The organism is Bacteroides congonensis, from assembly GCF_900130125.1.
GTDB lineage: Bacteria > Bacteroidota > Bacteroidia > Bacteroidales > Bacteroidaceae > Bacteroides > Bacteroides congonensis.
The window spans coordinates 940,982-957,400 of the sequence record NZ_FQXY01000010.1; the positions used below are offsets into that span (position 1 = coordinate 940,982).

Annotated in this window: 7 protein-coding genes; 6 read left to right on the forward strand and 1 reads right to left on the reverse strand. The window is 43.7% G+C overall.

From position 1 onward, the window contains the following. Positions 1 to 81: 81 nt before the first annotated feature. Positions 82 to 2,916: a leucine--tRNA ligase gene (leuS, locus tag BQ7997_RS14995; protein WP_073347070.1), complete on the reverse strand. Its 2,835-nt coding sequence runs from the start codon at positions 2,914 to 2,916 to the stop codon at positions 82 to 84. A gap of 268 nt (positions 2,917 to 3,184) precedes the next feature. On the opposite strand from leuS, the gene BQ7997_RS15000 reads away from it, so the two are divergent. The 6 genes from BQ7997_RS15000 to BQ7997_RS15025 all read left to right on the forward strand — a co-directional run bounded on the left by BQ7997_RS15000 (position 3,185) and on the right by BQ7997_RS15025 (position 16,419). After that, positions 3,185 to 5,737 (forward strand): AfsR/SARP family transcriptional regulator, encoded by a 2,553-nt coding sequence (locus BQ7997_RS15000; protein WP_073347071.1) that lies wholly within the window; start codon positions 3,185 to 3,187, stop codon positions 5,735 to 5,737. Between the two features lie 217 nt (positions 5,738 to 5,954). Beyond that, complete coding sequence (locus tag BQ7997_RS15005; RefSeq protein ID WP_073347072.1) at positions 5,955 to 8,228, forward strand: GH92 family glycosyl hydrolase; 2,274 nt, start codon at positions 5,955 to 5,957, stop codon at positions 8,226 to 8,228. A 39-nt stretch (positions 8,229 to 8,267) separates the two neighbouring features. Then, positions 8,268 to 9,905, forward strand: a complete 1,638-nt coding sequence (locus tag BQ7997_RS15010; RefSeq protein WP_073347073.1) for a glycoside hydrolase family 76 protein — start codon at positions 8,268 to 8,270, stop codon at positions 9,903 to 9,905. 31 nt (positions 9,906 to 9,936) lie between these two features. Further along, entirely contained in the window at positions 9,937 to 13,047 is a 3,111-nt protein-coding gene (locus tag BQ7997_RS15015) for a SusC/RagA family TonB-linked outer membrane protein (RefSeq protein ID WP_073347074.1), read from the forward strand. A 5-nt stretch (positions 13,048 to 13,052) separates the two neighbouring features. Then, positions 13,053 to 14,957 (forward strand): RagB/SusD family nutrient uptake outer membrane protein, encoded by a 1,905-nt coding sequence (locus BQ7997_RS15020; RefSeq protein WP_073347075.1) that lies wholly within the window; start codon positions 13,053 to 13,055, stop codon positions 14,955 to 14,957. A 19-nt stretch (positions 14,958 to 14,976) separates the two neighbouring features. Continuing rightward, positions 14,977 to 16,419 (forward strand): DUF4972 domain-containing protein, encoded by a 1,443-nt coding sequence (locus tag BQ7997_RS15025; RefSeq protein ID WP_083589250.1) that lies wholly within the window; start codon positions 14,977 to 14,979, stop codon positions 16,417 to 16,419.

A 16,419-nucleotide genomic window follows, 5' to 3' on the forward strand; every position in this document is an offset into this window, starting at 1 on the left:
GTTAAGGCACGGATTACACGGATTTCGCGGTTCTGATTAATTCCAAACCGTGTTATCCGCGTAATCCGTGCCTCATTTGTTTTATACTACAACGTTTACAATCTTCTTCGGAACGACGATAATCTTCTTCGGAGTCTTGCCTTCAATCCATTTCTGTGAACGTTCGTCCGCCAGTACTGCTGCCTGGATAGCTTCCGAGGCTTCGTCTGTCGCAAACTCCATATTGAAGCGTGCCTTTCCGTTGAAAGAGATGGTGTAGTTGATGGTATCTTCTTTCAGATATTCTTCGTTGTATGCAGGCCATCCGGCATCGCATACGGAAGTCTCGTGTCCGAGTACGTCCCACAACTCTTCACAAACGTGTGGAGCGAAAGGAGCGAGCACGATAACAAGTTGTTCGAGTACTTCTTTCTTGTTGCATTTCAGGTTGAAGAGTTCGTTCACACAAATCATGAATGCGCTGACAGAAGTGTTGTAAGAGAACTGTTCGATGTCTCCCGTCACTTTCTTAATCAGTTTGTGAAGGCTCTTCAATTCTTCTTTCGTTGCCGGTTCGTCCTTTACCAGATACTCGTCCGTGCGGCTGTAGAACAGCGACCAGAATTTACGGATAAAGCGGTGTACACCGTCGATACCGTTCGTATCCCAAGGTTTGGACTGTTCTACCGGGCCGAGGAACATTTCGTACATACGAAGTGTGTCCGCACCGTATTTCTCGACAATCATATCCGGGTTGACAACGTTGAACATGGACTTGCTCATCTTTTCAACCGCCCATCCGCAGATGTATTTTCCGTCTTCGAGAATGAACTCTGCTGTCTTGTATTCGGGACGCCATGCCTTGAATGCTTCCAAATCCAGTATGTCGTTGGATACGATGTTTACGTCTACGTGGATAGGAGTAACCTCATACTGGTCTTTCAAGTTCAGTGAAACGAATGTATTGGTGTCTTTGATACGATATACAAAGTTACTGCGACCTTGGATCATACCCTGGTTCACTAGCTTTTGGAACGGTTCTTCCATAACTGACACACCGACGTCGTGCAGGAACTTATTCCAGAAACGGGAGTAAATCAAGTGTCCGGTTGCATGTTCCGTACCGCCTACATAGAGGTCTACATTCTTCCAGTACTGGTCAATTTTCAGATCAACCAATGCCTTGTGATTACGAGGATCCATATAACGCAGATAGTAAGCGGAAGAACCTGCGAATCCCGGCATCGTATTCAGTTCCAACGGGAAAATAGTTACGTTGTCTATTTTTTCATTGTCTGCGATACATTTGTTTACTGTATCCCAAGCCCATTTGGTAGCGTGTCCCAATGGTGGTTCACCCGTTTCGGTAGGCAGGAATTTGGCAACTTCGGGAAGTTCCAGCGGCAGACAGCTTTCGTCAATCACGTAAGGCATTCCGTCCTTGTAATAAACAGGGAATGGTTCACCCCAGTAGCGTTGACGTGAGAAGATGGCGTCGCGCAAGCGATAATTCACTTTTACACGTCCCAGATTATGGTCTTTTACATATTTCTTAGTCGTTTCAATCGCTTCTTTGATAGTCAGTCCGTTCAGGGAAAGGTCACAGTAAGGAGTGACGCCCGGACGCGGAGAGTTGCAGACGATACCTTCTTTGGCATCGAAACTTTCTTCGCTGACATCACAACCTTCCACCAATGGGCGGATTTCCAATCCGAAATGCTTGGCAAAAGCATAGTCACGGCTGTCATGAGCAGGTACAGCCATGATGGCTCCTGTTCCGTATCCTGCTAATACATAATCGCTGATCCAGATAGGAACTGCTTCGCCTGTGAATGGGTTGATAGCATATGAGCCGCTGAATACACCTGTAACGCTGCGGTCTGCGATACGTTCGCGCTCCGTGCGTTTCTTAGTACGGTCGAGGTAGGCGTCTACTTCCGCTTTCTGTTCAGGAGTGGTTAATTGTGCCACTAGTTCGCTTTCAGGCGCCAATACCATAAAGGTAACGCCGAACATCGTGTCTGCACGGGTGGTAAAGATAGTAAATTCGAGATCGCTGTCTTTTACCTTGAATTGAACCTCGGCACCTTCCGAACGTCCTATCCAGTTTCTTTGGGTTTCTTTCAGAGAATCTGTCCAGTCGATGGTATCCAGTCCGTCGAGCAGACGTTGTGCGTATGCTGATACACGCAGACACCATTGGCGCATCTTCTTCTGAACAACGGGGAAACCGCCGCGTTCGCTGACGCCGTCCACTACTTCGTCGTTTGCCAATACCGTTCCCAGTTCAGCGCACCAGTTTACCATCGTCTCTCCCAAATAGGCGATACGGTAGTTCATCAGGATTTCCTGTTTTTCCTTTTCGCTCTTTGCGTTCCATTCGTCGGCGGTAAAGCTGATATCTTCACTGCAAGCGGCGTTCAGACCTTTGTTTCCGTAGATGGCAAAAGCCTTTTCCAGTTCTTCGATAGGACGTGCCTGTTGTTCGTCGTTGCAATAATAGCTGTTGAACATCTTCAGGAAAGCCCATTGTGTCCAATGATAATATTCCGGGTCGCATGTACGGATTTCACGATTCCAGTCGAAAGAGAAACCTATCTTGTCCAATTGCTCGCGGTAGCGGTCGATATTATTAATGGTAGTGATTGCAGGATGCTGTCCGGTTTGGATAGCATATTGCTCAGCGGGCAAGCCGTAAGCGTCATATCCCATCGGATTGAGTACATTGAAGCCCTGCAGTCGTTTGTAACGGGCGTAAATATCCGAAGCGATGTATCCCAGCGGATGTCCTACGTGTAGGCCCGCTCCCGATGGATAAGGAAACATGTTTAGTACATAAAATTTTTGCTTCGAATCATCTTCCGTAACCTGGTAGGTTTTCTCTTCCACCCACCTTTTCTGCCACTTCTTTTCAATTTCTCTGAAATTGTACTCCATAGTGATAAAGTTTTTATTTATAGTGATTTATACTGTTATTTCATTTTGAGGCACAAATTTACGTGATTTGTCTCGAACTACCTAATATTTGTTTAGGTATTCCTAGACGAGTATAGAAACTTAAAAAGGTAAGAGGCTTACTAATATTTGTTTTATAATGTACATAAGTTAAAAACAGAAAATCTGATATGATTATCTTGAAAAAAAAAGAATTTAACATTTAAAATAAAATAATTCTATATTTTTGTTTCTTCTATAATAAAAGCCTATGAATAATAAGAGTGCAATCATTTATATATTATTGTTGTTATTGGTATGTGATGTCCTGCATAATTCTGCCAAGGCAAATTCCGGGCTCTTTTTTCAATCTCACAGAGTAATACCGGAGAAGCGGACAGAGTTAAACTTGACTCCGGATGCTCCATTTTCTTTTCAGGATGGTTTTTCGTTGAATTTTGAAGTCCATTTACGTAATGAAGAGCATAATTATGGTTATATTGTTCGCGTTGTTTTGAATGATACATTAAACATTGATTTATTGTCCAATAAAGGGTGGAGTCACAGCCAATTATTTTTAATGAAAGGGACTCAAAATTTGATGGACATACCACAACTGGATTCGATTCCCGGATTTAGTAATTCGGATTGGTTTCAAGTGAAACTTGTGATAAATTATAAAAAGCAATTTATTACTTGTGTTTTAAATGGGAAGGAATGGAGTATCCCTGCGGAGCTGCCGCTGTTGAATAATGTCCGTATAACTTTTGGGTTACATACCGGTCAGCCTTATCCGAGTACAGATGTAGCCCCGATGAATCTACGAAATATAAGGATTTTGGATCGGCAAGGGCAACTTTTGAGAAAATGGAGTCTGTTGCAACATGGGGATAATGAAGTTTATGATGAAGTCAAATTTTCCCGGGCTACAGTGCGGAATGGTATTTGGGAGATAGATCATCATATTAGGTGGAGAAAAAAAGCTTCTTTTATCATACCGGGAACTTCCCTTCAATTCGCTCCATATCAGCGTCCGGCAGATGGGGGAGTATTTATAACCTTAAAAGATACTATTTATCAATATTCCATAGAGAAAGAAAAGTTGGACACTATTATTGTGAATTCCGGGCATCCTTATTTTACAGCCGCTTCCAGTTTAGTTTATGATTCGGTTTATGATGAATTGATTTCCTATAGTGCAGAACAAGAACGGTTAAATCGTTATAGTTTTGAGAAAAACGAATGGGAAAGGGCGATTCCCGATGTACTTCTTTCATATTTGCACCATAGCGGTTGTTATATACCTGAGTTACGGAAAGTTGTACTTTTCGGGGGCTATGGGTTTTATCGTTATAGTTCGACGCTGTTTACGCATTCCATCGATTCGATATCTTGGCAGCAAAAAGATTTTTCTCATTTGATTGAATCTCGTTATTTAGCGGCAATGGGGTATTGGGGAGAAAATAAAGTATTATTGTTAGGAGGGTATGGCAGTAAATCTGGTAAACAAGAGGGAAATCCGGAAAATTATTATGATCTTCATTGTATAGATATTGAGAAAATGAGTAGCCGGAAACTGTGGGACTTTTCTAATGAATCGATGGAAACGTTTGGGAATGCAATGGTAGTGGATCGTGATAAAGAGCATATTTATGCATTATCTTTCGCCAACGATCGGGCATTCTCTCAAATCAGATTGAATTGCTTTGGAATTGAAAGCCCTGATCGAATATATTTGGCAGATTCCATACCATATCAATTTCATGATACCAGTTCTTATTGTACCTTATTTTATAATCAGAGAACCACTGAATTAGTTACTGTTTTGGCATATCAGGATGGTGTTGGAAAAACTCGTGTTGAGATATATACATTGGGATATCCAGTCTTACGTTTGTCGGATGTACTTCAATCTATTCCTAAGAAGCATTCAACAGGTTGGCTGTGGTTAATTTTGATTATTGGAGTTGGTGGAGTATCAGTGACTTTAATGATATTATGGAAACAGGGGCAGAAAAACGTTACAAGAAAAGATGAAAATGATGCTTGGAAATCCATACATACCACAGAAGTAAAGGAAAAAGAAGTAACTCAGCCTTCTTTTATTCGCTTATTGGGAGGTTTCCAGGTAAATGACTCGGAAGGGCGTGATATAACTTCTCGATTCACTCTTATATTGCGTAGTTTATTTATATATATGCTTCTGTATTCTTACAAAAATGCTAATGGTATAACATCAGAACAGCTAAATGAAATATTTTGGTCGGATATGGACAAAAGCAATGCTACTAATAACAGAAATGTGAATATAAGTAAGCTCAGATTGTTATTAAAGGGAATTGGCGGAGTCAATATTTCATATAAAAATAGCTACTGGTATATGACAATAGCTCCAACGGTGAATTGTGATTATATTGAGATTTGCGATTTACTGAGAATGTTAAGGGAGGGGAATACGATTAATGTAGACTTATTAAATAGAATTGCTGAATTAGGAGGCAGGGGAGAGCTACTACCTGATATTACAGAAGAATGGGTAGATAAGTTTAAGTCCGAGTATTTGATTTTGTTATCCGATGTACTATTGGATGCTTATGAATTTGTAAAAAAGGAAAAGGATTTGATGCTATTGCTGAAGTTATCAGAAACAATGCTGAGTTGTGATTCGACAGATGAAAATGCTATACAAAATAAATGTTATGCTCTCTATCATTTAGGAAAAAAAGGACTGGCAAAACAATGTTATGAGAATTTTTGCGTAGAATATATTCGAGTACTTGGAACAAAGCCTGATTTTGATTATGCTGACATAACGGGGAATTAATGGAGGCACAATATAGCAAAAAAGAAAGGTGGGGACTTAATGAGTAGTAAGTTTCCACTTTTCTTTTTTAAAAGAATCTTTAAAGATACTAACTGTTGATTTTCAGATGATTGTATTCTAATTTGATGCCTTTTTCCTAAACCGTTAAGTTGTGATTAATACCTGATTAAGACGCTAAAATTACTTTTGTCCATCAATTTATAAACTATATAATAGGATGAAAAGCATACGAAAAAAAGCGTTGGCGGTTGGAGCCTTGTCTTTCTTTATTTTGGTATCTGCTTCTTATGCAAAAGATAAGACAGAGCCGGTGGATTATGTAAATCCTTACATGGGGAATATCAGCCATTTATTGTTTCCCACTTATCCGACAGTCCATTTGCCAAACGGAATGCTACGTGTATATCCCGAACGTAAAGATTTCACGTCTGATTTATGTCACGGCCTTCCGGTGGCAGTAACAAGTCATCGTGGAGCTTCGGCATTTAACCTGAGTCCCGTCTGTGGATTAAATAAAGAAATCCCTTCTGTGCGGGACTATTCTTATGACAGGGAAAAAATATCTCCCTATCATTATCAGGTTTATCTCGATGAAGACGATATTATGGTTAATTTTGCCCCTTCCTACCAATCCGGTATTTATACCTTTGTTTACGAGGGAACAGGCAATAGTCAAATAGTGCTGAACACACGGAACGGTTACTTGCTTATAGGTTCTGACGGAATAAGTGGCTGTCAACATTTGGATGACAAGACAGTAATCTACCTTTTTATGGAGTCAAACTGCGAAACAATTGCTAGAGGCGGACTGCAAGACGGAAAGATGAATTCCGCCTGTCAACAGGTGGACGGAAAAAATGCAGCCATAGTCCTCGATTACGGCTCCCGTAAAGAAGTCACCCTGCGATACGGAATCTCATTCATCAGCGTAGAACAGGCGAAGAGAAATCTCCGCCGTGAAATTTGCACATATGATATAGATGAAGTAGCAGAAACCGGGCGGAAAATATGGAACGAAACTTTGGGCAAAATAGAAATAGACGGTGGGACAGACGACCAAAAAACCGTTTTCTACACCTCGCTATACCGGACTTACGAACGTATGATTAACATTTCCGAGGACGGCTCTTATTACAGCGCCTTTGACAATCAGGTACATATGGACGGTGGAATTCCTTTCTATACAGACGACTGGATTTGGGATACATACCGCGCCGTGCACCCCTTGCGAATCCTGATTGAACCGGACAAAGAGCGTGCGATGGTCAGTTCCTTTATCTGTATGGCGCAGCAATCTCCTGAGGGATGGATGCCTACCTTTCCTGAGATAACAGGCGACAGCCACCGCATGAACGGAAATCATGCGGTAGCCACCATATGGGACGCCTATTGCAAGGGAATCACCGACTTTGATTTGGAACAGGCATACAAAGCATGTAAAGGTGCCATTACAGAGAAAACCCTGTTACCTTGGCAAAAAGCCCCGTTGACAGAACTGGATTCTTTTTACCAACAACGCGGCTACTTCCCCGCACTCCGTCCGGGTGAAGAAGAATTATGTCCGGACGTACACGGTTTTGAACGTCGTCAGGCTATCTCTGTCATGCTAGGTAACTGTTACGATTCGTGGTGCCTCGCACAGATAGCACGTACATTCGGATACAACGACGAATACGAACAATTTATGAAAACGGCTTATTCCTATCGCAACGTATATAATGCCGAAACCGGATTCTTCCATCCCCGCGATGATAAGGGAGACTTTATCGAACCCTTTGACTATCGCTTCTCCGGTGGTATGGGAGCGCGTGACTACTATGGGGAAAATAATGGTTGGATTTATCGTTGGGATGTACAGCATAATCCCGCAGACCTGATCGCGTTGATGGGTGGACGCGAAAAGTTCATAGACAATCTGAACCGGACTTTCAGAGAACCTATGGGCGAAGCCAAATTTACTTTTTATTCTCATCTGCCGGATCATACGGGAAATGTAGGGCAATTCTCAATGGCAAACGAGCCTTGCTTGCACATTCCTTATCTCTATAATTATGCGGGACAGCCTTGGATGACTCAAAAAAGAATCCGTTCTTTAATGAAACAATGGTTCCGTAACGACTTGATGGGGGTACCGGGAGATGAAGACGGCGGCGGAATGAGTGCATTTGTCGTATTTTCAGCCATGGGCTTTTATCCGGTCACGCCCGGTTCACCGACCTACAACATTGGTTCACCATTGTTCAACCATGTAAAGATAACATTGGGTAATGGGAAAACCTTTGAAATCATAGCAGAAAACTGTTCAGATGAGAACAAATACATCCAGTCTGCAACACTCAACGGTAAACCGTGGAACAAGCCGTGGTTCGGACATAAAGATATAATTAAAGGTGGAAGGTTGGAATTAGTAATGGGTAACAAGGCAAACAGGTTATGGGGAACTGCGCTTGACGCAGCCCCGCCTTCTGCCGAACCTCTGACTTTCCGCTGACTTAGAAAATAGATATGTTTAACTTTAATAGCATTAATAATGAAGAAAATCACATTATGGGCTTTAAGTGCCATGACTATGCTTGCCGGATGCTCGGCAAGCGAAGCGTCTGTCTTATTGGAAGAGGCGCAGGCGTCGGATCTTATTTCGGGAGCTGTTTACAAAATCTCTCCTTATTCTGATGAAACCAAAAGTATGTCCGTCCGGAACGCTTCTTTTGATGAGGGAGCGGAAATTGTAGCTTGGACTGACACGAAAGTGAACGCTCAGCGCTGGCGTCTGACCAAAGACCCTGCCGGAGTGTACTTTTACCTGACGAACGTACACACAGGCAAGTCTGTACATATACAGTCTCCTGTCTCTTTGGGTGCGCGTCTGCGCCAGTATGGAAAAGAGAACGATTATACCTATAAATGGACAATAACCAAAGCTGAACACGCAGGAGCGGACTGTTACTATATCAGTCCTTCTTCCCTGGCAAGCGGCGAAAGGCTCTATTTGGAAACAGGTGACAACGGGGACGGCACAAACATACAGTCCTATATTAAGAGAACCGGTGAGCAGGCTGACAAGCAGATATGGAAATTGGAAAGAGTGCAGGAAGTACCCAATAAATTTACCTCTGTGATGCGTGATGAAATAGTGCGTGCCTGGAAAACACAATACTATAAGAAGTCACAGAACAGCGCAGGCTACACCTTGAGTGATGCTGAACGGCTGAACAACGCCAGTCACCAATGGCAGGATTCTGAAATGTTCGAAATAGTCTTGGATGCCTATGAAACCACCCAAGACCCCTCATACAAAGAGATGTTCCACCAATTGTACATCAATTTTGTAGATGAGAACCGGAAAAATTGGCTGTACAACCCCTTCAATGACGATATCACTTGGACGGTAATTGCCTGTGTACGTGCCTATCTGTTGTTTGGTACACAAGAATACCTCGAAGTTGCCAAAGAAAATTTTGACCAAATGTATGCGAGAGCTTTGATGCTGCCCGAAGGCGTATTGCGTTGGTGTGAAAAAGAAGAGGAGCGTGACAAGACCAATTCCTGCATCAATTGTCCGGCAATGGTAGCGTCCTGCTATCTTGCGCAGGCTACGGGAGACGAAACTTACTACGAAAAGGCGAAAAGCCTGTATGAAAAACAATCAGTCTATCTTTACGAATCATCCACTGGTATGGTATATGACTGTGTGACACTAACGAGCCTTTCTCCATGGAAGTGGGCTTCGACTTATAACCAGGGTACTTTTCTCGGAGCTTCTGTCATGCTATATCAGCATTATAAAGACGAACTGTACAAAACCAACGCACAGAAAACAGTCCGTTATACTGTAGAGCATTTTAGCGATGGCAATGGAATCATGAACGCACCTGACGAACGTTCGGACAATGATCGTCGTGGCTTTAAAGGAATACTGATGAGATACTTGCGCTCGTACATTGATGTTATGGACGATACACAATATCTCCCGTGGATGGAAGCAAGCGCTCTGCAAGCTTACAACAACCGCAATTCAAAAGGCATCATATGGACTGTATGGGAAGAAAAATCCGCTGAGAACTTTGTATATAAGGCAAGCGACAAGGATGTCCGTTATAGCAATGACCCTTGGGGAACTTCCACGGCGGTATCCATTGCGGTTAATCTTCCGCTTATTCAAAAATAGAGAGTGTAGAACTATCGTAATTAAAGAAGATATGAAAAATACAAGATTAGCGTTTGTGTTCATACTCATTAACCTGTGTGCTATGGCATTTGCACAATCTTCCAAAAAGATAACAGGTCGTGTGGTCGATGAGAAAGGTGAACTTTTGGTCGGTGTCAACATCATGGAAGTGGGAGCACAGAACGGCACACTGACCGGAATTGAAGGAACTTACTCATTGACAGTGAAGAACAGCCGTTCGACACTGAAATTCTCCTACGTCGGCTTTGACAGTCAGGAAGTGATTGTCGGCTCCAACACAGTGATAGACGTGACACTGAAAGAATCGAAATCGGAACTTGAGGAAGTGGTAGTGGTAGGTTACGGCAGCCAGCGCCGTATCAGCACCATCGGTTCACAATCCAACCTGAAACTGGGTGATATCAAGCAGCCGACTGCCAGTCTGAGTACCTCATTGGCAGGACGTCTTGCCGGGGTAGTGGCTGTCCAACGTTCCGGCGAACCGGGTAAGGACAATGCCGATATTTGGATACGTGGTATTTCCACCATGGGAAGTTCCTCCCCTTTAGTTCTTGTTGACGGCGTAGAGCGATCCTTTAACAACATCGACCCGGAAGACATCGAATCTTTCACCATCCTGAAAGACGCTTCGGCCACTGCTGTTTACGGAGTACGGGGAGCTAACGGTGTAATCCTGATTAAGACGAAACCCGGTATTGCCGGAAAACCCTCTGTCAGCGTCGATTATTATGAAAGTGTGACACGGCTTACCAAAATCCCGAAATTGGCGGACGGAGCTTCTTATATGGAAGCTGTCAACGAGGCTCGCAGAAATCGTGGTTCCGAACCCATTTACTCCGAAGCCGAGGTAATAAATACCCGTTTGGGGGCTGACCGGGTGCTTTATCCCGACGTAGACTGGATGAACGAAGTCTTTGACGATCTTGGTCACAACCGCCGTGCCAACATCAATGTGCGTGGTGGCGGACAGAACGTGAACTATTACGCATCGGCAAGCTACTATAACGAGCAAGGTCTGATAAAGACAGATCCGAATGAATCCTATGACTCGAAAATCGGATATACCCGATACAATTTTACCACCAACTTGAACATCAACGTCACTCCGACCACCAAACTGGATATCGGCGCTTCAGGCTACTTGGGTGAGGGTAGGAAGCCCTATGAATCCACATCTGACATATTCCGCGTAGCCATGACCACCTCACCGGTAGACTATCCTGTTATGTTCCATGTCGGCGGAAAAGATTACATCCCCTACAACCAGCCCAACAGTGGATTCAACAATCCCTATGTCGGCGCGACGAAAAGAGGATTCCGAACTGTCACCGACAGCCAAATTTACTCCAATCTCCGCCTGACCCAAGATTTGGGATTTATTACGAAAGGATTGAGCCTGACGGGTATGTTTGCTTTTGACACTTACAACTCACGTACCGTCAAACAAAAGAAAACGGAATCTACATACTATTGGGCGGACAAAAACAATCCTTATGACAAATATGGGTTTCCCATTTTGTCGCAAACCTACGAAGGTTCAAAGACACTGGATTTTGCAGTTGAAAGCTCCGGCAACCGAAAATATTATCTGGAAGCATCGTTAAATTACGCCCGTGTATTCGGAAAACACCGTGTGGGCGGACTGTTTCTCTTCAATCAGGAAGACAAAGTGATAACGACTGAGGGCATCGATCTGATTGCCGGGCTTCCTTACCGTTCCCGCGGCTTTGCCGGACGTGCCACTTATTCATGGGACGACCGCTATTTTGCGGAATTCAATATCGGTATCAACGGCTCTGAAAACTTCGATCCGTCCAACCGCTACGGGGTTTTTCCTGCGTTCGGAGTGGGGTGGGTACTCTCCAATGAAAAATTCTGGAAACCTCTGCAATCTGTCATTTCTTTTTTCAAAGTCCGTTATACCAACGGTATGATTGGTAATCAGGCAACTCCCAACCGTTTCCTTTACATGGAAGCACTCGAATATTCGGGTAGTTATGGTTATACATTCGGAAGTGACCGCCGTAAAGTAGACGGGTATAAAGTGAAAAATGAAGCCGTTAAAGTGACTTGGGAAAAATCCCATAAACAGGATTTGGGTTTCGACCTCAAATTTCTGAATGATGATCTGTCATTGGTTGTTGACCTTTATAAGGAACATCGTACCGGAATTTTCCTCGATCGTGGAGCAGTACCCGGTTTTATCGGAATCACTTCTACCCCTGTCGGCAATTTGGGAATCGTAGATAACAAAGGTATCGAAATCGACCTTGAATATAACAAACGGTTCAATAAGAACTGGGCGCTATCTCTTCGCGGGAACTTCACTTATGCCAAAAATGAAGTGATAGAGAATGACCAGCCTGACCAACAATATCCATGGATGGACAAAAGGGGGCATAATACATTGGCACGTTGGGGACTGATTGCGGACGGGCTCTATACGCAAGAAGAGATTGACCGGATAAATGCTTGGGAAGCTCTGCCCGCTGTGGAAAAGGAAAATACGACCCGCCCTTTCCCGAAACAATTCGGCACTGTCTATGCAGGCGACATCAAGTACCGCGACCTGAACGGTGACGGACAAATTGACGTGTATGATGAAACAAAAATAGGACGCGGTGACGTGCCTGCTATTGTCTACGGCTTTGGTTTCAATCTTCAATATAAGAATTTCGCCATCAGTACCCTTTTTCAGGGAGTGGCGCAAGCGGACAGATGTTTAAGCGGATTGGGCATACAGCCTTTCTCCGGTTCGGGTGGCGAGGGCAACCTTTATGCCAATATCAAAGACCGATGGACGGAGGACAACCCGCGTCAGGATGTCTTTTATCCCCGTCTTGCTTATGGTTCAGATAAGAACGAAAACAACTTTAAGACAAGTACTTGGTGGCAAAGGGATGTCAGTTTCCTACGCTTGAAATCTTTGCAGGTCACCTGGCATCTTCCCAAAAGATGGACAAACGCCGTCTTGCTGAAGGGTGCTTCTATCTATGCGATGGGGACAAACCTGTTTACGATCAGTAAGTTCAAACTATGGGATCCGGAGCTGAATACCAACAATGGTACTTCTTATCCCAATATCTCTACTTACTCTATTGGTGTCAACTTTAATTTCTAAAAAACATGAAGAGAAAATATATTGCTTTGTTAAGCTTGTCAGCCATGCTGCTATGCCATACTTCCTGTTCGGATTTCTTTGATCAAATGCCGACAGACCGCCTGACTTACAATGACTTGTTTGAGTCGAAGGCTTCCACGGAGAAAGCCTTGGCTACCGTATATGTTTATCTGCCGGATGAATTTGCACAACGTTTAGCAGCGGACGGAAGGCACTCCAGTCCGGGGGTATGGACGGCCGGATGTGATGAGGCTGAATACTATTGGGATTTTGTGCCGTCACATTTGATTAATAACAATACCCTTACTCCGAAATCATCTATCGTTTCGTCCTATTGGGAAAAGTACTATGCAGGTATCAGTGCTGCCGGACGCTTTATTCAAGGTGCTCCCCAATGCAAGGATATGGAACAGAATCTGTTGGCGCAATGGATTGAAGAAGCCCGTGCGCTGCGTGCTATGTATTATTTTTACTTGCTGCGTATCTATGGGCCGATTCCCATTCTGTCTGATGATCCGATCAGCATGGATGCTCCTTTTGAGGAAGTACAGTTACCCAGAAACAGTGTAGAAGAATGTGTGGAATACATTGTTTCAGAATTTGATAAAGTACTGGCAAGCGGTTGTCTGCCGGAGAAATCGCTTACTTACAACTGTGGAAGAATCGATAACAGTATTGTAATGGCTTTTAAGGCTGAAGTGTTGCAATATGCTGCAAGTGATTTATACAACGGGAAAAATACCTTTGTCGCCCAGTTGCAGAACAGGGATGGCAAAAAGCTTTTTCCGGAGGACACTTCGGATGAAGCGGTAAAAGCGAAATGGAGAAGGGCTGCTGCTGCTTCCAAGGCATTTATCGATAGGTTCGTTCCGGGAAACTATGATTTAACCAAAGTTTATACGAACGGTGCTTTGAATGCCTACTTGTCTTGTCGTGACGCTGTGAGAGGAGAAGATTTTACTAACACGGAAATGATTTTCTACCGTATAAACACGGACTATTCATTGATGCAGTATGACCGTACTCCGAGACATACCGGAGCTGTCGGCAGCGGTTACCGGGCATCCGGCGGATTAGGTGCTTCGCAGCAAATGGTAGATGCTTTCTTTATGGCGAATGGTAAATTGCCTGTCAGCGGATATACTGACAACGGCAAAACACCCGTCCTCAACCCTGGCACAGGTTATGAAGATACCGGCTTTTCTACCGAAAGCTATGTAGATGAAAATGGAACTGTACTAGCGCCTAATGGCGTGCTGAAAGCGTGGGTAGGACGCGAACCGCGTTTCTATGCCAATATTACCTTTTCCGGTCAAAAATGGCTGAACACGGAAGAAGGGGCTTTCTACTCAGACTTCAGTTATGACGGTAATTCTGGATTGCATGGTGGGGAATGTCCACCCACTGGTTATTGTGTAAGGAAGTGTGCGCCTTTGGGTGCCTGGAATACGGGGAAACAGATCTGTATTATGTTGCGTCTGGCACAAGTCTACCTCAATTATGTAGAAGCGCTGAACGAGTGTGAACCGACTCATGCCGATATTCTTACTTATCTCAACCTGATCCGTGAAAGGGCCGGAATCCCGACCTATGGTTCAAAGGTAGGGCAGTTGCCCGCCCCTGCCACTCAAAACGAAATGCGGGAAGCGATCAGAGCGGAGAGAAGGGTGGAACTGGCTTTTGAAAGCAGCCGCTATTTCGATGTCCGTCGTTGGGGCATTGCCGAACAGACGGAAAATATGCCTCTCTATGGTATGTATGTGAATGGTAACGGCAACGACTTCTACAAACGTACTTGGTTTGAAAATAGAATCTTCGAGAAGAAAATGTACTTCTTCCCTATTCCCCAAGGCGACCTTGACATCGACAAGGAATTGGTTCAAAACCCGGGTTGGAACGCTGATATTTAACCTTTAAAATGAAAGACAGATGAAAAAAGTATTAAATCGAATCGGAATGAACGGATGGACAATCCTGCTGAGTTGTTTATGGTTGTTTTCTTGCATATTACTGTCTGGATGCTCGGACGATGATGAAAAAGACAACCGCGAACAGTATATCACCCAATTAACTGAAGAGCGAAATGTCGTAGACTATTTATTGGGAAATTCTATTTACGGTACAGAACCGGGCACTTATCCTGAAAAGAGTAAAACGATTCTTGAAACAGTAATGGCCGAAATTGATGATTTAGTCAGCCGCCTGAACCATGGAGAAACTATCGATCGGCAAACCGTAGATGTTCTTGTCGAAAAAGCAGAAGAAGCCATGAAGAAGTTTAAAGATTCCGTAATCCTTGATGTTTCCGAAGAACAGAGAAACCTGCAACAACTGAAGAATAAACTTTCCGAATTGCAAAATATACTGGAAACTTCAACTTACGGTACAGAGCCAGGCACTTATCCCGAAAGTAGCAAATCTATATTGAATGCTGCCATACAGGAACTGGCGGACTTGATCGACCAAGTATCTTTGGGAAACGTTACCTTGACGAAAACTATGGTGGAAGAAGCTATCCAAAAAGCAGATACAGAGATTGACTCTTTCCGCGAAACACAGATTGAAACCGAAACATTCTATAATCTGGTTGTTGATGGTAACAATGGCGGATATATTGATTTCGGTTATCATAAAGAATTTGCCGACTTCGGCGAAACACAGCATGCGGCTCTGACTATTGAATTATGGGTGAGAATCGATGAATATTGCACCAAGGAACATGAAGACAACAGTACTTATTTGGCAGCGTGCAATGATGAACCTTGGGGCGGATGGAGAATTTATTCACGTTTTCATACGGGTGGAAATGACGACTTGATCAGAGCGACGATACCTCTTGACAAAGATGGTAAAATCGGAATCGAGGAACCATATTACAGGGCTCCCTTGCTAGGCTATCAAACGTGGATGCATTATGCCATTGTGTATGCTGAAGACGGAGTACCTGGAGAAGATCAGGATGAACGTTTCAGAATGTTCTACAATGGTGAGAAAAAGGGACATTCCATCCGTATCGGACAGGATGTACGGCGTTGGGTATATACAACCGACTCTTATCATCAGGCACAGATACCTATGACTGCTTTCTGCCGCCTGAAAGCGGATGGAACGCGCATGGAATATTTCTCCGGTTCTATCAAATATATGCGTATTTGGAAAAAAGCGCGTACTGCGGACGAAATAAAGGTATCGGCAGAAGGAAACTGTACGGTCGACCCTGCCGACCCGAACTTGGTTTGTGCCTGGGACTTTGTTATCTCCAAAGCGGATTTGGACATGACCAAGACAGAATTTAAAGACCTGACAGGAAGATATACGGCTGTCTTTAAAGGTGGTGCGGAAAACTTTACTTGGAAACCTGTTAATAAATAA

Bases quoted from the DNA above. Each gene is read 5' to 3' on its own strand.
- leuS (WP_073347070.1), bottom strand. From the start codon at position 2,916: ATGGAGTACAATTTCAGAGAAATTGAAAAGAAGTGGCAGAAAAGGTGG.
- BQ7997_RS15000 (WP_073347071.1), top strand. From the start codon at position 3,185: ATGAATAATAAGAGTGCAATCATTTATATATTATTGTTGTTATTGGTA.
- BQ7997_RS15005 (WP_073347072.1), top strand. From the start codon at position 5,955: ATGAAAAGCATACGAAAAAAAGCGTTGGCGGTTGGAGCCTTGTCTTTC.
- BQ7997_RS15010 (WP_073347073.1), top strand. From the start codon at position 8,268: ATGAAGAAAATCACATTATGGGCTTTAAGTGCCATGACTATGCTTGCC.
- BQ7997_RS15015 (WP_073347074.1), top strand. From the start codon at position 9,937: ATGAAAAATACAAGATTAGCGTTTGTGTTCATACTCATTAACCTGTGT.
- BQ7997_RS15020 (WP_073347075.1), top strand. From the start codon at position 13,053: ATGAAGAGAAAATATATTGCTTTGTTAAGCTTGTCAGCCATGCTGCTA.
- BQ7997_RS15025 (WP_083589250.1), top strand. From the start codon at position 14,977: ATGAAAAAAGTATTAAATCGAATCGGAATGAACGGATGGACAATCCTG.